Source organism: Gluconacetobacter diazotrophicus PA1 5 (assembly GCF_000021325.1).
GTDB lineage: Bacteria > Pseudomonadota > Alphaproteobacteria > Acetobacterales > Acetobacteraceae > Gluconacetobacter > Gluconacetobacter diazotrophicus.
Genome location: NC_011365.1, coordinates 1,154,208 through 1,171,516, shown reverse-complemented (window position 1 = coordinate 1,171,516; position 17,309 = coordinate 1,154,208). Strand labels below are relative to the sequence as shown.

The following is a 17,309-nucleotide window of genomic DNA, read 5'->3' as shown; positions in this document are numbered from 1 at the left end:
GAGAGTCATCGTCTTTCCCGTGTGGTGCGGGGCTGCCCTGTATCCGGATGGGGCGCGCCCCGGCCTTTCTGGAGGGGAGCGGGCGTCAGCCGGGCCGGGCCTTCAATGGCGGGGACGGCTATTTTCCGTCGCGCCCCTTTGGGGGCGCTTTACATCGCGAGGCAAAATAGCCGTCCCCCTGCCATCCTTCGCTGCGCTGCGGCCGCGCAAGCGCGCGGTTCCGGCCCGTCCCTGGTCTGCCGCTATCCGCCCCCGGAAAGGCCGCGAAGGGCGCGGCCGGTATTCCGGAGGACAGCCCCATGACCCGCGTCACAGATGATTTCGAGCCCGCACACGCCACCTCTTCCACCGCCCATGTGCTGGCGGAACTCCAGATGTATGGCTACCGTCCTTTCGAGGACGAGCCGGACCCGAGGCCGCTGCCCGAAGCTCCGCGCATCGGGGGTGCTGTGGCCGACATCTTCGACGCCATTGCCGCGACCCTGACTGACACACGGCTGGAACCCGATCTCGAAACCCTGCTCTGGTCCACGGTCAACATCTTCCATCGCATGGTCGGCCAGGTGGAGCGTGAGCTTGACCGCAACGAGCAGGCGCAGAAGAACAGTCAGAAAGAACAGGACGGCAGCGAGATCCGGTCGGTGGAACTGGAGCGGCTGATTGCCGAAGGGCTGACCCTGATAGAGCGCCGTAACGCCTACGAGATCTTCCGCGACGAGGCGCAGGAGCAGTTCGAGCGCCTGACGATGAGCGCGTGGCGTCAGAAGGCGGGTTCGCTGGTCTCCCGTCGCACCATGACGGCCTCCATGATCGATAGCCGGGACTTTCTCAACGCCCGCCGCAAGGCCGAGGGGGAATTGCTGGTGCCGCCCGGCCCTAAGGTAGTCGTGACCGGCGGTCTCGATTTCGACGACCATATCCTGATCTGGGACCGGCTCGACAAGGTGCGGGCCAAGCATCCCGACATGGTGCTGCTGCACGGCGGCTCGCCCAAAGGCGCGGAGTTCATCGCCTCGCGCTGGGCCGACCACCGCGACATCGTGCAGATTGCCTTCAAGCCGGACTGGTCCAGGCACCGCAAGGCAGCGCCCTTCCGCCGCAACGATGCGATGCTGGACACAATGCCGATTGGCGTCATCGTCTTTCCCGGAACTGGCATCCAGGAGAATCTCGCCGACAAAGCGAAAAAGCTCGGTATTCCGGTCCTGCGGTTCGGAGGCGGTGCGTGAGCACCGTCTTCAGTCCGGGTCGCCCGTAACCGCGATCCGCGCGGCACGGGCATAGAAGGCCAGTTCGGTATCACCGGGAACCAGCAGGTCGAGCAGGCCTTTCATGTCCTGCATGTCCGAATAGGATTGAAACGGCCCTGGTTGCCATTCGATCGCCAGCACTGCAATGGCGAGTGCTTTTTTGACCAGATGCAGTTCCTGTCCTGTGATTTCCGCCATGAGGTTGTCTCCCTGAACAGCTCCACGATGCACGCTCTTGTGCCGGACGCCAGCATGATTTTCATTCCGTCGACAGACCATTTTCGCTATGATGGGGGCGCGCCGTGGTGGTGGTGGCAGGCGCGACCGTCAGATCATGTCATCTCTACGGGAGCCGCCACCATGGTGATTTTCGCACCGTTCCTGATCGTCGCCGGCATCGGATTTTTCTGCTGGCTCATCTTCACGCTCGCGGTCTTCGCCTTGCCGTTTGCCGGTGGGCTGTATGCTGGGCTCTGGGCGTTCCATACCGGCGCCGGAGTAATCGGCGGCCTTATCGTGGGCGTCATGGCGGGCATTGCGACTTTCACGCTCGGCCAGATTGCACTCGCCTGCGCACCGTGGATCTGGCTGCGAGGGCTGATCGTCCTGCTCTATACGGTGCCCGCCGTCATTGCCGGTTATAGCGCCACCCACGGCCTCGCCCAGATGATGATGCCGTCCGCCGTCTGGCAGCTCTTCTTTTCGGTGATCGGCGCGATCGCGGTCGGCATCACCGCGTTCGTCCGCTTTACCGGCATGGCCCCGCCCGAACCGGCCAGCGGAAGCATCGCGCGGGTCTGACGGTCGGCACGGCAGCCCGTGAGTAGGTCTGGATCAGGCATCGGCCTGTCTTTCCTCGTCATCGAGAGGCGGGGAACGAGGAACGGCGAAGCGCGGATGGAACGCTCTGACCCTGATACGGCTCGCCTGTTGAAGGATCCGGACTGGCGCTCTGATTGTCCGCAGGCCGATCGCAACGGGGAAAGCCGGGTATGTCCTGCGAGGCGCTGTCCCGGAACGGGCCGGTTGGATGGGTTGGTATGGAGGGAAGATGACGCCGTCATTCTGGTTGCCGCCGGACCTCGTGTGCTGTGCCGGTCGCCATGGTCTCCGTGATGTGTGTTCTGTCGGGCCGCGCACGCATACGGCCTCTGAAAATGGCTGATCTAGCCGAAGGCCGGCTGCGCCTCGATCGGCTATGGCGCAACAGCGGGCCATAATTTTCTTCCCCTGACGGCTGCGCCGTCATTCCTCACGAAGCAAGAAAATTCCGTCTCGCCGTCCTCCGCTGCGCTTTGGTCCCTGCGGGATGCGCCGCCGCTCGCCTCCGTCTGTCCGATCGCCATCGAGGCCGCAATGGTGCGGGCTCGATAACAGAGATCACGGAGCAGTATAATGGCCACCATCGGCACCTTCAAGAAAGTCGGCAACGGGTATAACGGCGAGATCGTCACCCTCTCGCTTCAGACCCCCAACGTCCGCATCGCCCCCGAGACTACGCGCGCGAACGAGAACGCCCCCAGCCACCGCGTCTTCGTCGGCAGGGTGGAGATCGGGGCGGCCTGGTCCCGGCGCTCCAACGAGGGGCGCGACTATTTGAGCCTCAAGCTGGACGACCCCAGCTTCAACGCCCCGATCTTCGCCAATCTCTTCGATGACGAGGACGGCGAGGGCTACAGCCTGATCTGGTCCCGCCCCAACGGCCGTCGCAACGGCGACTGAGACCCCCGCGATCCCCCGCCCGGCCGGTCCGGGCGGGGCCTTCGTGGTGGTGGCCGGAATGGAAGAACGGGCGTGGCTTATTGCTCGCGATCCGGTCCGCCTGTCTTCGGGTGGGGCAGGGGGAAGAGGGCTTCCCTCAGTCTTTCCATTGTACCATGCCCGGCGTGAACCGCCTCAAGGACGCGCGGTCCCCCCAATTTTGCCCGAGCCGACCTGTCGGCCGTCCCGAACAAAATCGGCTCCCCCGCGCGCCGGCAAGCCGGTCGCCTGCGGCGATCCCTGACCCGGTTCACGCGTGCATGAGGCGGTGTCCTGTCTTCGAAAAACGAAAGGAGCAGGACGATGACCACGCACCACGACCAGATCCAGATGCTGCGCGCCGAACTGACCAGCTTTCACCTGAGCCACCGGGAGCGCAAACAGATCGAGCGCGAACTGAAGCAGGCATGCGCGCAATTCGCGGCCAGACACCACGACGACGAGCCCCCCGCGTAAGGCGGGGGTTTTCGTTTGATCGCGCACGCCGCCAATCCACCGACTCTCTTCCGGCATCATGCTGAAAGAACGATGTTGAATCTTCAATATACGACTATTATAGTCGTATTTCTGGTGTGCATGCCCCGTGTGTCGGATGTGATCATGGATGATCACTGGCCGACAGGTAAGGGCGGCACGGGCACTCCTGAGCTGGACACAGGAGATGCTTGCTGAAAAGGCCCTCGTAGCACTGACCGCGCTCAAGCGCCTTGAATCCGAACGCGGTCTCGGCGTCCATGAGGGCACGACCGACCAGGTTCGCCGCGCGCTGGAAGCGGCGGGCATCCTGTTCATCGAGTCCGGACAAGGACGCGGCGTCATGTTTCTTCACGAGACTTCCGGTAGCGAAACGCGGCAGGCTAAAGTGCGTCGCGTTCGTTCTCCGACCTGATCGGCTCCATCATGCAGAAGCCCCCGCTCGATCCGCCCGTCGCCGACAGCGCTCCGGAGGCGTCCTGTCTCACCGGCTATGACGAACAGCATCTGATCACCTATCTCCGCCTGCTGGACGCCGAGGCCGATGGCGCTGACTGGCGCGAGGTCGCCCGGATCGTGCTCCATCGTGACCCGGCGGCCGATCCCGAGGGCGTCCATCGCTGCTGGCACAGTCATCTGGCGCGGGCGCACTGGATGACCGGGCATGGCTACCGGCATCTCCTGCGCGGCGGCGCACCTCACTAAAACACCCGGAAATCGTTGCGTGATCCGCAAGACCTGTTGCATGACCGGGGCGTAGCGGGCAGCGGGACGGTCTGGCATACTCTCGCGAGCAAGTGCTTGCCCTGTTCCCACCCGTTACGCATCGGAGACGACGCCATGAGCCGCGCCAACTGGCGGTCGGCGGGCGCGTACGAGGGCCTGCGGTCGCTCGACGCCCCTGCCTTTGCCTTGCAGTTTGTCAGTCGCAATCGGGACTTTGTCCGCGATCGTGCCACCCTTCAGCGCGCTGTGCGCCGGTCCGCGTTGTCCACGTCAGACGCCGAAGCCTTCGCCCGGCGCTGGGGGTTGCGATTTCGAGAGTGTCCGCACGGTCCTCGATCCGCGTACCGCCCTCTGGACTGTTGCGGTATCGCCGGCCGTGATTGCGGTTGTCCCCCTGCCGACAGCACTGGCTGACGCGGCGCATCGTCCGCTCTCCCTCGCCCGGACAGGACTACCGCCCGATATGGCGGGAGAAGTGCTGCTTGAGCAGGGGGAGACGATCCTGCGCCTGTACGTCCTGCCGCCTGACGGGGCTCAGGTCGGCGTGTTGCTGCCGTTTGACGCATTGTTCGAGGTACGCGTCCAGGCCGCCTTGCGGTTCTGGCGCGCCCTCAACGGACGCCCACCTGGTCGCGATCCGGTCCGTCTGTCATCTGATCGCATCAGCAGGCTGATCCTGGCGCTCCGTACGCTTGACGGCCTGGACGGCGGGACCTCGCAGCGCGAGATCGCTGGCGTTCTGTTCGGTCGGGAGGTTTCCGCTGGGGACTGGCTTTCGCACGATCTGCATTTCCGCATGAAACGGCTGGTGCGTTTTGCACGGGGCCTGAGCGATGGGGGATACCGCCGGCTGCTACTGCACCCATTTCGAGGGCGTTGATAGGCTGCGAACCACAGATAGCTCCATATTGATGTGCGTTTAACATAAAAACAGAAAGACTGAACTTGCACGGCAATGCAAGTTCAGTTGTATTTCTATATTTTTCGAGAATACTTTCTCAAAAAGTTATTTATTTTTCATCAATTTAAAGGCCCGATGATAGATAGCCAATCATTTTTAGGCCCGACGTCCACCCAATAACCCTCCAAATCTATGCTGCCGCCGAGATCAAGAGCTGCTGCAACCATGTGCTTGCCCGGAATTGTGTTCCGCGCAAATGCAGGCATGAACGTTTCAAATTCAAGACCACCGGCTTGCTCAAGTTCTTCTGCAGAAGGAATTCGGTTCAATCGAACTTGGACCCGACCATTCGCCTTTCTTTGATCGCCCTGAAACCCCACGAGGATCTCGGCAGACGACCTTCCCGCCATACTGATGATGCATTCTTGGAATACGCCTTCAGCGATAGATGCTCCAAAATCGCCTAAACGTTTGCGGAAGCGATCATCTTGGACGGTCACAACGAGACGCTCGACGCTCGTCAATGCTTGCAGCAAAGCTGCACGACTGTTGAAGCCGAGACCACTCGCAATGGCTTCGTCCAATTGGTTCATTTTTATGCAAGTAAAGTCGGGTAATGCGTAGCGCACATCCCTCATGAACTCACGGCTACAGATTGCGACACTGGGGGTGGCGTCAAAAAAGGACATTTCTTCACCTTCCTGGATATTTGGCACGAGGTCCGGACATTACGCTCTCGAGCCATCCACAAAGGCACTCGAAAAAGACTAATAGGGAGAAAATCCTCCCACCAAGGCTTCGACCGTCCAGCAAGTCAGGGCCTCAGAACCCCTCCTCAGATACCTACATCGCATGCGAGATTTCTGTCCAGCTATTTTAAGGCCGCCGCACATGGGAGTTTAGGATGTGGAGTTCGCGATCAGGCAGAGTAGTTCCCGTTCCTAGCGACAGTATTGCTATCTTTTGCTTGTCTAGGAGCGATCTCATGCCTCTGCGAGATCGGTCCTAGTTCCAAACATGGCCGCTCCGCCACGCTGATCCCTGCTGGCCGCATTTGTCCTGCGGCCTCTGACAGCGATCACGGAGCTTCCTCATGTCCGCCAATTACAGCGACCTGCCGCCGCGCTATCTGCGCACGCCCGACGCCTCGCGCTTCGTCGGACTGTCCATTCGCACCCTGGAAAAACACCGGATCTACGGCACCGGCCCGCGCTACTCGAAGCTCGGCGGCCGCGTGGTCTACCGGGTCGATGAATTGCAGGCCTGGGTCGAGAGCGGGGCACGCGCCCACACCTCGGACACCACCGCCGGCACCGTGTCGGCGGCCGCGCGGCAAAGCCCGCTGATTCCGCCGACATCACGCGGGAGCCGTCGCTGATGTCCCCGACGGGCAGAACGCGCTCCGAGCGCGAGCAACTGGAACTCTTCCACGCTATCGCGGGAGATTTCGCGCCTCGCGATGCGCAGGATCTGATGGCGTTTCCGTTCTTCAGCCTCGCCAAATCCCCTCGCATGGTCCCGATCGATTATCGGACCCCCGATGTCACGATCCGCGTCGAGGCGTCCGCCGAACATGGCATGGCCACGATCTGGGATGCCGACGTGCTGATCTGGGCCGCCAGCCATCTCGTTGCCGCGCGCGACGCCGGTCGGCGCACGTCGCGGCTGATGATGGCCAGCCCGCGCGAGATCCTGACCTTCATCGGTCGGGGCGACAGCGCGCGGGACTATGAGCGGCTGGAAGCAGCCTTCGATCGGCTGCAATCCACCACGATCAAGACCTCGCTGCGGCAGACCGGCAAGGGGCAACTGCACCGCTTTTCCTGGATCAACGAATGGAAGCGACATACCGCGCGGGAAGGCCGCACCCGCGTGATCGAACTGATCCTGCCCGACTGGTTCTACCAGGCGGTGCTCGATGACGCGCTCGTTCTGACCATCGATCCGGCCTATTTTAACCTCACCGGCGGTCTGGAGCGCTGGCTATATCGCATCGTGCGCAAGCATGGTGGTCGTCAGCGCGCGGGCTGGGCCTTCGGCCTTCGCCATCTCTACGAAAAATCCGCCAGCCTTTCCCCCTATCGCCGCTTTGCCTTCGAACTGCGCGAGATGGCGAAACGGCAGCCCTTTGCCGGCTATCGGCTGTCGGTGCGCCCCGACCGCAACGGCAATGACTCGCTGGCCTTTGCACCTGTCAAACTATCCACAGGCGCCTGTGGACAAGCTGTGAATTCATCCGTGCTATCAGTTGTGGATTTATCCGTGCCATCACTGCCACCGCATCCGTGCTATCGTTTGCGGAAAACGCCGAATCACAACATTGAATCAAGTGGTTATGACGCCCTTAACTTAGAATCTAACTTAAAAGAGTCTAACTTTAAGGATGTTGGCCCCCCCGCCGATCCGTGGATAAGCCCCGGAGAGGGGTCATGATCGTGGCTTTCCTCAACCAGAAAGGAGGAGTCGGCAAGACGACGCTGGCGCTGCATCTCGCGGGCCAATGGGCTCGGGAAGGCCGGCGCGTGACGGTCATCGACGCCGACCCGCAGGGCTCGGCGCTGGACTGGTCGGCACAACGGGCGAGGGAGGGACTGCCCCGGCTGTTCGGCGTGATCGGGCTGGCACGCGACACGCTGCACCACGAGGCGCCGGAACTGGCTCAGGAAGTGGATAACGTCGTCATCGACGGTCCGCCGCGCGTTGCGGCGCTGCTGCGCTCCGCTCTGCTGGCCGCCGACCTGGTGCTGATCCCGGCCCAGCCCTCGCCGTTCGACGGCTGGGCCTCGGTCGAGATGCTGCGGCTGCTGGAGGACGCGCGCTTCTTCCGTCCCGGCCTGCTGGCCCGCTTCGTGCTGAACCGCTGCGCCGCGCGCACGGTCATCGCTCGCGAAACCCGGCTGGCACTGGTGGGGCATGAGCCAGCAGTACTCACGGCACGGATCGGCCAGCGTGTTGCCTTCGCCGACGCTGCGCGCACCGGCCGCCTGGTGTGCGATCTTCGTCCCCAAGGGATAGCCGCCCGCGAAATCGCCGCTCTGACGGCTGAGATCAGGGGGCTGGTATCATGGACACTGCTGACCTGCGACAGCGCGCCCCTGATGCCCTGGCGCGGCCCCTACGACATGATCCTGGTCGATCTACCCTATGGTGGCGATACGTCGCTCGCCTGGGACCGGCGCCTGGCGGACTGGTCGGCGAAGGCGCGCGTTACCCTGAAACCGTACAGCCAGTTTCTGATCGGCGAAGGAATTGCGCCATGACGGAACGCCGCACGCCGCCCGGTTTCGCCGCGCGTCCCGCCGATCCTGAACGCTGGGTCAGGACGCCGGAGACGCCTGCGCCCCCCAACCGCTTTACCGCCCGGCTGACCATCGACGTCACGCCGGCACTGCGCGGACGGCTCAAGGTCGCGGCGTTCCAGCGCGGCATCACGGTTGCCGACATGCTGCGCGCCCTGCTGGCCCGAGAGTTTCCCGACAACCCAGGAGACACGCCATGAACGCTACGCACGAGGCGGCATCCGGTCGTCCCGCCGACACCCTCGCTCATGTCGAACTGACCTGGATCGAGAAGCGCATCGAGCACTGGATCCGCTTCGGCTCTGTCGCCCATGAGCAGATTCTCGATCGTCGTAGGCGGATACTGAGCTTTCCGCCGGACACCGTGTTCGCCTTCCTGCGGTGGGCGGCGAACGATTACGGCACGGTGGTGTCCTGCATCGACATCGTGCGCGTCATCCGCCCCGGCGAGCCGTATCAGATGGTGCCGTTCGTGCGTCCCGGTGGCGAGAGCCTGCTGCGCCAGAGCGGCTGGCCGAAGGTCCGGCTGGTGCTGGAAGCGATCGATTGTATCGAAGCCATCGGCATCGACCCCGTTGATGTGGCACCCGAGCATTGGCGGCATCTGCACAACCGGATGCTTTCCGGGCAGGCGTCACGTTCCTACACGCGCGACCGCCATCAGGCCTGGCTGCGCCGGAGGGCGGTGTCATGATGCGCTTCGGCTGGTTCTTCACCACCTATTTCGCAATCCTCGGTGCCGGCACGTCAATGGTGATCCATCCGGCTCCCCGGCTGATCTGGAACGCCACTGCCAGCACGCCGGTCGGGCTGTATCGCCTGCAATCGGTAAGCCCCCTGCATGTCGGCGATCTGATCGCGATCCGCCCGCCCACCGACATCGCCGGAATGCTGGCGCGCGGTGGCTATCTGCCGCTCGGTGTGCCGTTGCTCAAGCCGGTCGCGGCACTGGCGGGGCAATTGGTCTGTCGCACTGGTGCTGCCGTCACGGTCGACGGGAAGATGCTCGGCGATGCGCTGGCCCGCGATCATCGCGGCCGTCCGCTGCCGGTCTGGCAAGGCTGTCGGCATGTCCTGCCCGGTCAGGTCTTCGTCATGAATCCGGCAGTCCCGACCAGTCTTGACGGCCGCTATTTCGGCATCCTGCCGGTCGACACCGTGCTCGGTCGAGCCCAGCCGCTGTGGCTCGTGCCGTCACCGATTTCTCCCAACTCCAAGCAGAAACGAGGCTGACATGGCCCAGATCGGCACTTTCACGCGCACGGCTGACGGCTTTGCCGGTCGCCTGCGCACGCTCGCCCTCGACGTCGAACTGACGATCGTGCCGGCGGCATCGTCGGACGCCGAGCATGCGCCCGACTATCGCGTCCATCTCGGTGACGCCGACGCCGGACCTGAGATTGGCGCTGGCTGGAAACGCACCGGTGAGAAGGCGGGCACCTACCTCTCGCTCGTTCTCGACGACCCCATGCTGGCGCAGCCGATCCGCGCCAACCTGTTCCAGTCCGACCGTCAGGGCCGTGCCTTCCATCTGGTCTGGAGTCGCCCGGTGAAGCGCGATGACCGGCGGTAAATTGAGGCTCCGGCTGCTCGGTGTCGTGCTTCCGGCCGTCGTTTCATTGACGGTGCCGACGCATAATGCGGTTGCCGATCCCTACGCCGACATGATCGCGGAAGCAGCCACACGCGCGCAGATTCCGGCGTCATGGATTGCTGCCGTGCTGCACGCCGAGAGCAGAGGCGATGCGCGGGCGGTGTCATCGGCGGGTGCGATGGGGCTCATGCAGGTGATGCCCGGCACATGGTCCAGCCTGCGCACATCGCTCGGCCTTGGCGACGATCCGTTCGACCCGCACGATAATATTCTGGCAGGAGCGACCTATCTGCGCTGGATGCGGGATCGCTACGGCGAGGCCGGGTTTCTCGCCGCCTATAATGCCGGTCCCGCGCGCTATGACGAGCATCTGGCGACCGGCCGGCCGCTGCCTGCCGAGACGCGGAACTACGTCGCGTCGGTCAGCGCGCGGCTGGCCCTGCCGCTTGCCGATGACATCGCAATCAGTGCTTCGGCGGCACCATCCTGGCAGGGCTCTTCCCTCTTCCCGGCGTCATTCCTGCGCATAGGAAATGCCCACCGGCATGTCGGGAGCGCGCACGATCCGGTGCATGCCGATGGCGATCGCCCGAGCGACTGGACGGCACTCGCCCCGCAATCGGTGGGGCTGTTCATCGCGTCAGGGCATGGGGAGGCGAACCGATGACCGCCGTTCAGGTCCATCGGGCGCTGGCGGGCTGTGGGTGCCTCGGGGATGGGGTGCTGGGGGGAGGCTGGCAACGGAGGAAAGGACTGCCAGCCGTAATCGGGCCTGAGCGGTCGTCGTCGATTGGCGGTCTCCCGGGCCGGAAAGAAGGTAGAGTTGCCGCGGTGAAACAGCAGCGCGGGAGGCGTGCGATGGAATTCTTTTGCGGTCTCGATGTGTCGATCGACGAAACGGCGGTCTGTGTGGTGGACGAGCAGGGCACCGTGCATCTGGAAACGACGGTGGCCACGGACCCGGCTGCGCTCAGGGATGCCGTGAAGCCGTTCCTGCCGCGCCTGCGCCGTATGGGTCACGAGGCAGGTTCCCTGTCGCCCTGGCTGCATCCGGAGATGCTGGCGCTGGGCCTGCCGGCGGTCTGCCTGGAGACGAAACACGTGCGGGCGGCGATGTCGGCGCAGCGCAACAAGACCGACAAGGCGGACGCGCTGGGGATCGCGCATATCGTGCGCACCGGCTGGTTCCGGACGGCCCATATCAAGAGCGAAGCAAGCTATCGGCTGCGTCTGATCCTGACCCAGCGCAGCACGCTCAAGCGCAAATTCATGGATCTCGAGAATACGATCCGCCATTCGCTCAAGGCGTTCGGTATCCGCCTGGGCACGGTCTCGCGGGCGCGCTTCGACACCGCCGTTCGCGAGGCCGTGGCGCAGGACGCGCTGACCCGCGATCTCATGGAGGCGATGCTGCGGGCGAAGGCCGTGCTCTGGGAAGAATATACCCGGCTGCACAAGCTGGTGGTGCGGATCGTCGCGGGTGACGAGGTGTGCCGGCGGTTCATGGCCATTCCGGGGGTGGGGCCGGTGACCGCGCTTGGCGTGATGACGGCGATCGACGATCCGTCGCGCTTCCGGCGCTCGCGCGACGTCGCGGCGTATTTCGGCCTGACGTCGCGGCGCTGGCAGTCGGGTACCAGCATCGATGTGCAGGGACGCATCAGCAAGGCCGGCGATCCGGAGGTGCGGCGGTCCCTCTATGAAGCGGCGTCGGTCCTGCTGACGCGTTTCAAGGGGCGCGACAAGCTGCGGACCTGGGGCCTGGAACTGGCGAAACGGTCCTGCCATCGCAAGGCGGCGGTCGCCGTGGCGCGCAAGATGGCCGTGATCATGCATGCCATGTGGCTCGACGGAACGGTCTATGACGGCGGTCCGGCCGTCGATCCCGAAGAGCGGGCCCGTCATATCGCTTGCAAGAACCGCAAATTGCCGCGGGCGCTCGCGTGAGTGTCCAGCTGCAAAGGAATGTTCCGCCGCGTGTCGGGATGACCGCGGCGTTCTGAACAGGGAGATCCGCCAAGGCGGATGGGGAAGGGTGCAGTCGAGGACGACGGGAAGCACGATATCTTGCCTGGAGCACGCGCAGGTGAACGCCTCGTGGGACTCCGCTCGAGTGCCTGTGATGCTGCCCCGTGAATCCGATGGCAAAATGCGCCACGACGAAAGGCCGGCCGCCCATCCACGGATGGGGCGGCATATCAGTCGTCGCTGAGCGCGGAAGAGTGCACGGCGTGCCACGAACCCTCAGTCAGGGCCGAGATGCCAGTCCAGGAGCAGAACTGTGATCGTGAAAGGAAGCTAAAGGAAAACGAAGAATGAAAAACTTGACCAAAAAACCCGCCCGATTAAGAGGGCAAGGTAAAAGCAGCGCCCGTCCGGGGCTGCATGTGGTTGGTTTGATTGGGGAGTTTGTCCTCTCACCACCAGCCGCCTGCGGCTGTCCATGCAGTTTTCCTAATCTTTTCAAGGCCCCGGGCGCCGTCAGGCGCACATCGAAGCAGGGAGCGGGACATGGCGACGTGCGATGACAACCTGACCGTCCGGCCCGGACGTATCCAGCATGGCAACCAGGGCGCACGACCGAAATCCTTCGTTGGCGAGGTCATGCGTGCCGCGAAGAAGGCCGGTCATACCGGCACCCGGTTCGGTGCGAAGGGCAGGGGAGGCGGTGGCGGTTCTCGTTTCGGGCGCGGCCGACGCGCGGCCCTGTCCATGCGGCTGCGAAGCAATGCCCGTCGGGTCGTGGTCAAGGCGCGGGTGGTCCGCCAGCAGGGCACGCGGTTTCGGTCCGCGCCTCTTGCCCGGCACATCGCCTATCTCAGACGCGAGGGCGTGACCCGCGATGGGGCCAAGGCCCATCTGTTCGATGCCGGTTCCGACGAAGTGGACAGCAAGGCCTTCGCGGAACGCTGCGAAGACGACCGGCACCATTTCCGCTTCATCGTCTCCCCAGAGGACGCAGCGCGGATGGAGGATTTGCGGGGCTTCGCGCGGGAACTGATGCAGGACATGGAGCGCGACCTCGGCACGAAGCTGGACTGGGTCGGGGTCGACCACTGGAACACCGACAATCCGCACGTCCATATCCTGGTGCGCGGGGTGGCCGATGACGGCAAGGATCTGGTGATCAGCCGCGCCTATATCAGCCAGGGGCTGCGCGACCGCGCCGCCGAACGGGTGACGCTGGAGCTTGGCCCGCGCAGCGAACGGGAAATACGCACCGCCCTGGACACCGAGATTGGCGCCGACCGCTGGACCAGTCTCGATCGCGCGTTGCAGGATCTCAGCGACGAGGGCGGCGGCATCGTCGATCTCCGTCCCGGCGCGGGTGCAGAAGATCCGGAACTGCGCCGCCTGCTGGTCGGAAGGGCGACCAAGCTGGAAGGGCTTGGCCTCGCCGAACGGGTCGGGGTGGCGCGCTGGACCCTCAAGCCGGGGCTGGAGGCGACCCTGCGTGATCTCTCCATCCGGGGCGACATCATCAGGACCATGCACCGCGCCATGTCCGACGGCGGGGCGGAACCCGATGTTGCGGGTTTCGCGATCCACGGCGAGACATTGGCCGATCCGGTCATCGGGCGGCTGGTCGAGCGCGGGCTGGATGATGAACTCAAGGGTTCGGGCTACGCGGTGATTGCGGGGACCGACGGACGGACGCATCATGTCCGCTTCCCCGATCTGGACCTGACCGGCGATGCCAGGACCGGTGCGATCGTTGAGACCCGGAGCTGGGAGGATGCCAAAGGCACGCAGTGTCTGTCGCTCGCCGCGCGTTCAGATTTCACGCTGGCCGAGCAGGTGACAGCACCTGGCGCAACCTGGCTCGATCGCCAGTTGCTCGCCAAGGATCCAGCCTTGGCCAATGCGGGTTTCGGCTCGGAGGTCCGTGAAGCGATGGTGCAGCGGATTGACCATCTGGCGTCGGAGGGGCTGGCCCGGCGGCAGAGTGAGCGCGTGGTGTTCGCGCCCGACCTGATCGGCACCCTGCGCCAGCGCGATCTCGATCAGGCGGCGGCGAGGCTTGCGGCGCAGACCGGGTTGGAGCACCGCCCCGCGAAGGAAGGCGAGATCGTCTCGGGGGTCTATCGCCAGCGGGTCGTTCTATCCTCGGGACGGTTCGCGATGGTCGATGACGGGCTGGGCTTCCAGCTTGTGCCGTGGCGGCCAGCGTTGGAGCAGAAGCTCGGACGGCAGGTTTCCGGCACCCTGTCGCCGGGCGGGACGGTGGACTGGAATTTCGGTCGCAAGCGCGGGCTCGGGATTTGACGTCGGGTGGCCTGCGAGTTTCGGCTGACAAAGCGGCTGCTTCATAAGTATGATGAAGTATGCTCACTTGGGAGGAGCCGCTTCATGTCCACGATCGAACGTATGACCATCACCGTGCCGTCCGAGATGGCGGCGATCCTGCGCCAGTCCGTCGACGGTGGCGAATACGCCTCGACCAGCGAGGTGGTGCGCGAGGCGTTGCGCGAATGGATGCGCCGACGTGATACCGACCGTCGTGATCTCGATGCCCTGCGGGAAGCGATCAGGATAGGCGACGAAAGCGGGTCGAGCATCCCGGCCGAGACCGTCTTCGCCGAATTGCGGGACGCGATTGCCCGGCGCCGTTCGCAGGGATGAAGCGGCTCGGCTTTGCTCCCGCCGCGCGTGCCGACCTTCTGGAGATCGCGCTTTACATCGCCGAAGACAATCCCGAGCGGGCCATGAGCTTCGTTGCCGAACTGGAAGCGAAGGCAGCCACCGCGGCACAGCATCCGGAGAGCTTTCCGGCGCGCGATGAGATGAGCCCCGGATTGAGGGTCATTGTTCACGGCCGCTATCTGCTGTTCTTCCGTGAACTGGTCGATGAGGTACGCATCGTCCGCGTGCTTCATGGCGCACGGGATCTGCCGCAGATATTTGACTCGTAGAGTCAGGGCCGTGGGATTACGCGCAGCGGTTGTCAATGACGATGAACTTCGACGCCCTCACAACGATCAGAATGCGGGTGCGATCCTCAAACGGAGGCATCTTTATCGTAACGGGTTCTTTCCCACATACGACGACAAGGCAATCGGGGTTTCCCTGCATGGCAAGGCGAAATAAGGCGCCACCGATCCGTTATCCAGCCAATCATCAAGACGAGCGGACGCTTGTCGGATTGCTGGAGCAGGGCGAGCGAAGCGGCGTCAGCAAACGCACGATTCTCGATATTCTTGCCGCCGTGAAGGTCGTCCGGAAACCGTCCGTTTATTATCCGCTCCCGTCCGGCGAACCAAAGCGCTTCAATTAGGTCTTGAGTATCGGGAAATCGAGCCGTTTGGTCGGTTCCTGTCATGAACCAGACCAAGATCCTCTGGGGATCGGTGTGTGCGGTAAGCACCGTGATCCTCGCCTTTACCTGGGCCGCGACGCAGTGGACTGCCTGGCGGCTCGGCTTCCAGCCGCAGCTTGGCGCGCCGTGGGTCACGCTGCTCGGCTGGCCGGTTTATTACCCGCCGGAGTTCTTCTGGTGGTGGTTCGCCTACGACGCCTACGCTCCGGACATCTTCACGATGGGCGGGTATATCGCGGCGGCAGGCGGTGTGGCCGCCGTCATCATCGCGATCACGATGTCCGTCTGGCGCGCTCGTGAGAAGAAACGCGCCACCACCTATGGCTCGGCGCATTGGGCCGATCCGCGTGAGATCCGTCGGGCGGGACTGCTCGCCCCCGATGGGGTGGTGCTGGGCCGCTCGGCCGATGTCTATCTCCGCCATGACGGGCCGGAACATGTGCTGTGCTTTGCACCGACCCGCTCGGGCAAGGGCGTCGGGCTGGTGGTGCCGACGCTGCTGACGTGGCCGGGCTCCGCCATCGTCCATGACATCAAGGGAGAGAACTGGACGCTGACCGCCGGCTGGCGCTCGCGCTTCGGCCGGGTGCTGCTATTCGATCCGACTAATCTGGCCAGCGCCGCCTACAATCCGCTGCTGGAAGTCCGGCGCGGTGAGCGGGAGGTCCGCGACGTGCAGAATATTGCAGACGTGCTGGTCGATCCCGAAGGCGCCCTGGAGAAGCGGAACCACTGGGAAAAGACCAGCCATGCGCTGCTGGTCGGCACGATCCTGCATGTCCTCTATGCCGAGGAGGACAAGACCTTGGCCGGGGTAGCCAATTTCCTCTCCGACCCGAAACGCGCCATCGAGACCACGCTACGCGCCATGATGACCACGCCGCATCTCGGGGCGAAGGGCGTGCATCCGGTCGTTGCCAGTTCGGCGCGCGAACTGCTCAACAAGAGCGACAATGAACGCTCCGGCGTGCTGTCCACCGCCATGTCGTTTCTCGGCCTGTATCGCGATCCGGTCGTGGCGCATGTGACGCGGCGCTGCGACTGGCGCATCCGCGATCTTGTCGCCGGCAGCCATCCGGCCACACTCTATCTGGTGGTCCCGCCTTCGGACATCAGCCGCACCAAGCCGCTGGTAAGGCTCGTACTGAACCAGATTGGCCGCCGACTGACGGAGGAACTGGAGGCGAAACGACGCCATCGGCTGCTGCTGATGCTCGATGAATTCCCGGCGCTCGGGCGGCTGGATTTCTTCGAGAGTGCGCTGGCCTTCATGGCGGGCTACGGTATCAAGAGCTTCCTGATTGGCCAGAGCCTGAACCAGATCGAGAAAGCGTATGGGCAGAACAATTCTATCCTCGACAACTGCCATGTCCGGGTCAGCTTCGCCACAAATGATGAGCGGACCGCCAAGCGCGTATCGGATGCGCTCGGCACCGCGACCGAGATCCGGGATGCGAAAAACTATGCCGGGCATCGGCTGTCGCCGTGGCTCGGGCATCTGATGGTGACACGCCATGAGACCGCGCGGCCTTTGCTCACGCCCGGCGAAATCATGCAGCTTTCCCCAGACGAGGAACTGGTGCTGGTCTCGGGTTGTCCGCCGGTCCGGGCGCGCAAGGCGCGGTATTTCGAAGATGCAGAATTGGCCGCGCGCATCCTCCCGCCACCCCGGTTCGAGCCACCGCCATCTCCCGAAGGAACGCCGCCCATCAGGCCGCAGCCGCCAGGGGACTGGGCTGATGTGGTCCAGCCGCTTCCTGCCGGGAATGCGGATGATGATCCCGCCAATGCCGGCATCCGCCGTGAGCCGGAACTGCCGGAACAGGAAGAGGTGGTGCAGGCACCGAGGAAGCCGGTGCATGAATTTGATCCGCCGGAGGATGAACCCGAGGACGATGCGAAGCGGGCACAGACCTTGCGGTGCGGTGAGCGGGGTCTCGCGCGTCAGGTTTCGCTCGATCCTGGCGATCGGATGGGGCTATGACTG

The 17,309-nt window shown here is 64.0% G+C and carries 23 protein-coding genes and 1 pseudogene; 21 read left to right on the top strand and 3 right to left on the bottom strand.

Going from position 1 to position 17,309, the window contains the following annotated elements; translation table 11 throughout:
* Positions 1 to 299 precede the first annotated feature (299 nt).
* Positions 300 to 1,229 (top strand): DUF2493 domain-containing protein, encoded by a 930-nt coding sequence (locus tag GDIA_RS05160; protein ID WP_012553542.1) that lies wholly within the window; start codon positions 300 to 302, stop codon positions 1,227 to 1,229.
* Between the two features lie 9 nt (positions 1,230 to 1,238).
* Here the strand turns inward: GDIA_RS05160 and GDIA_RS05155 are convergent, their stop codons facing one another.
* Entirely contained in the window at positions 1,239 to 1,448 is a 210-nt protein-coding gene (locus tag GDIA_RS05155) for a hypothetical protein (RefSeq protein ID WP_012553541.1), read from the bottom strand.
* 162 nt (positions 1,449 to 1,610) lie between these two features.
* Between GDIA_RS05155 and GDIA_RS05150 the strand changes: the two genes are divergently transcribed.
* The 7 genes from GDIA_RS05150 (at position 1,611) to GDIA_RS19505 (ending at position 5,091) form a co-directional block, all read left to right on the top strand.
* Entirely contained in the window at positions 1,611 to 2,051 is a 441-nt protein-coding gene (locus GDIA_RS05150; protein WP_012553540.1) for a hypothetical protein, read from the top strand.
* A gap of 594 nt (positions 2,052 to 2,645) precedes the next feature.
* Positions 2,646 to 2,972 carry a DUF736 domain-containing protein gene (locus tag GDIA_RS05145; protein WP_012553539.1) on the top strand — a complete coding sequence of 109 codons (327 nt, stop codon included), beginning with the start codon at positions 2,646 to 2,648 and terminating at the stop codon, positions 2,970 to 2,972.
* Positions 2,973 to 3,314: 342 nt separating this feature from the next.
* Positions 3,315 to 3,467, top strand: coding sequence for a hypothetical protein (locus GDIA_RS19420; protein WP_012553538.1), 153 nt, complete (start codon positions 3,315 to 3,317; stop codon positions 3,465 to 3,467).
* A 205-nt stretch (positions 3,468 to 3,672) separates the two neighbouring features.
* Positions 3,673 to 3,900: an XRE family transcriptional regulator gene (locus GDIA_RS05140; RefSeq protein ID WP_457851910.1), complete on the top strand. Its 228-nt coding sequence runs from the start codon at positions 3,673 to 3,675 to the stop codon at positions 3,898 to 3,900.
* An 11-nt stretch (positions 3,901 to 3,911) separates the two neighbouring features.
* The gene (locus tag GDIA_RS05135; RefSeq protein WP_012553536.1) at positions 3,912 to 4,190 is read left to right on the top strand and encodes a DNA -binding domain-containing protein; all 279 of its coding nucleotides are present in this window, start codon (positions 3,912 to 3,914) and stop codon (positions 4,188 to 4,190) included.
* A gap of 135 nt (positions 4,191 to 4,325) precedes the next feature.
* Positions 4,326 to 4,625, top strand: a complete 300-nt coding sequence (locus tag GDIA_RS19635; RefSeq protein ID WP_244455109.1) for a transcriptional regulator domain-containing protein — start codon at positions 4,326 to 4,328, stop codon at positions 4,623 to 4,625.
* A gap of 49 nt (positions 4,626 to 4,674) precedes the next feature.
* Positions 4,675 to 5,091: a DUF2285 domain-containing protein gene (locus tag GDIA_RS19505; protein WP_012553534.1), complete on the top strand. Its 417-nt coding sequence runs from the start codon at positions 4,675 to 4,677 to the stop codon at positions 5,089 to 5,091.
* A gap of 140 nt (positions 5,092 to 5,231) precedes the next feature.
* On the opposite strand, the gene GDIA_RS05125 is transcribed toward GDIA_RS19505, so the two are convergent.
* The gene (locus tag GDIA_RS05125; protein WP_157864147.1) at positions 5,232 to 5,828 is read right to left on the bottom strand and encodes a hypothetical protein; all 597 of its coding nucleotides are present in this window, start codon (positions 5,826 to 5,828) and stop codon (positions 5,232 to 5,234) included.
* Between the two features lie 377 nt (positions 5,829 to 6,205).
* Here GDIA_RS05125 and GDIA_RS05120 point away from each other — a divergent pair, with 377 nt between their 5' ends.
* From GDIA_RS05120 to GDIA_RS05065, 12 genes and pseudogenes are all read left to right on the top strand, one after another.
* A complete protein-coding gene (locus GDIA_RS05120) occupies positions 6,206 to 6,490 on the top strand; it encodes a helix-turn-helix transcriptional regulator (protein ID WP_012553533.1) in 285 nt (94 codons plus the stop codon).
* Positions 6,490 to 7,545 (top strand): replication initiator protein A, encoded by a 1,056-nt coding sequence (locus tag GDIA_RS05115; protein WP_012553532.1) that lies wholly within the window; start codon positions 6,490 to 6,492, stop codon positions 7,543 to 7,545. The genes GDIA_RS05120 and GDIA_RS05115 overlap by 1 nt, the downstream gene beginning before the upstream one ends.
* Positions 7,542 to 8,174 (top strand): annotated as a pseudogene (gene parA, locus GDIA_RS05110) (ParA family partition ATPase); the annotation flags it as partial. The gene GDIA_RS05115 and the pseudogene parA, both read left to right, overlap by 4 nt.
* A gap of 194 nt (positions 8,175 to 8,368) precedes the next feature.
* Positions 8,369 to 8,611 carry a ribbon-helix-helix protein gene (locus GDIA_RS05105; RefSeq protein ID WP_012553530.1) on the top strand — a complete coding sequence of 81 codons (243 nt, stop codon included), beginning with the start codon at positions 8,369 to 8,371 and terminating at the stop codon, positions 8,609 to 8,611.
* Complete coding sequence (locus tag GDIA_RS05100) at positions 8,608 to 9,105, top strand: DUF2840 domain-containing protein (protein ID WP_012553529.1); 498 nt, start codon at positions 8,608 to 8,610, stop codon at positions 9,103 to 9,105. The genes GDIA_RS05105 and GDIA_RS05100 overlap by 4 nt, the downstream gene beginning before the upstream one ends.
* A complete protein-coding gene (locus tag GDIA_RS05095; protein WP_012553528.1) occupies positions 9,102 to 9,644 on the top strand; it encodes a S26 family signal peptidase in 543 nt (180 codons plus the stop codon). The genes GDIA_RS05100 and GDIA_RS05095 overlap by 4 nt, the downstream gene beginning before the upstream one ends.
* Position 9,645: 1 nt before the next feature.
* A complete protein-coding gene (locus tag GDIA_RS05090; protein ID WP_012553527.1) occupies positions 9,646 to 9,984 on the top strand; it encodes a DUF736 domain-containing protein in 339 nt (112 codons plus the stop codon).
* Positions 9,971 to 10,672 carry a lytic transglycosylase domain-containing protein gene (locus tag GDIA_RS05085; protein WP_012553526.1) on the top strand — a complete coding sequence of 234 codons (702 nt, stop codon included), beginning with the start codon at positions 9,971 to 9,973 and terminating at the stop codon, positions 10,670 to 10,672. The genes GDIA_RS05090 and GDIA_RS05085 overlap by 14 nt, the downstream gene beginning before the upstream one ends.
* A gap of 191 nt (positions 10,673 to 10,863) precedes the next feature.
* Positions 10,864 to 11,952, top strand: a complete 1,089-nt coding sequence (locus GDIA_RS05080; RefSeq protein WP_012222184.1) for an IS110-like element ISGdi15 family transposase — start codon at positions 10,864 to 10,866, stop codon at positions 11,950 to 11,952.
* A 564-nt stretch (positions 11,953 to 12,516) separates the two neighbouring features.
* The gene (locus tag GDIA_RS05075; protein WP_012553525.1) at positions 12,517 to 14,271 is read left to right on the top strand and encodes a relaxase/mobilization nuclease domain-containing protein; all 1,755 of its coding nucleotides are present in this window, start codon (positions 12,517 to 12,519) and stop codon (positions 14,269 to 14,271) included.
* Positions 14,272 to 14,355: 84 nt separating this feature from the next.
* Complete coding sequence (locus GDIA_RS05070) at positions 14,356 to 14,628, top strand: type II toxin-antitoxin system ParD family antitoxin (protein ID WP_012553524.1); 273 nt, start codon at positions 14,356 to 14,358, stop codon at positions 14,626 to 14,628.
* The gene (locus GDIA_RS05065; protein WP_012553523.1) at positions 14,625 to 14,918 is read left to right on the top strand and encodes a type II toxin-antitoxin system RelE/ParE family toxin; all 294 of its coding nucleotides are present in this window, start codon (positions 14,625 to 14,627) and stop codon (positions 14,916 to 14,918) included. Before GDIA_RS05070 ends, GDIA_RS05065 begins: the two co-directional genes overlap by 4 nt.
* A gap of 86 nt (positions 14,919 to 15,004) precedes the next feature.
* Here GDIA_RS05065 and GDIA_RS19070 read toward each other — a convergent pair whose 3' ends face one another.
* Positions 15,005 to 15,325, bottom strand: a complete 321-nt coding sequence (locus tag GDIA_RS19070; RefSeq protein WP_157864145.1) for a hypothetical protein — start codon at positions 15,323 to 15,325, stop codon at positions 15,005 to 15,007.
* Between GDIA_RS19070 and GDIA_RS05060 the strand changes: the two genes are divergently transcribed.
* Complete coding sequence (locus GDIA_RS05060) at positions 15,324 to 17,306, top strand: conjugal transfer protein TraG (RefSeq protein WP_012553522.1); 1,983 nt, start codon at positions 15,324 to 15,326, stop codon at positions 17,304 to 17,306. The genes GDIA_RS19070 and GDIA_RS05060 overlap by 2 nt on opposite strands.
* Positions 17,307 to 17,309 lie beyond the last annotated feature (3 nt).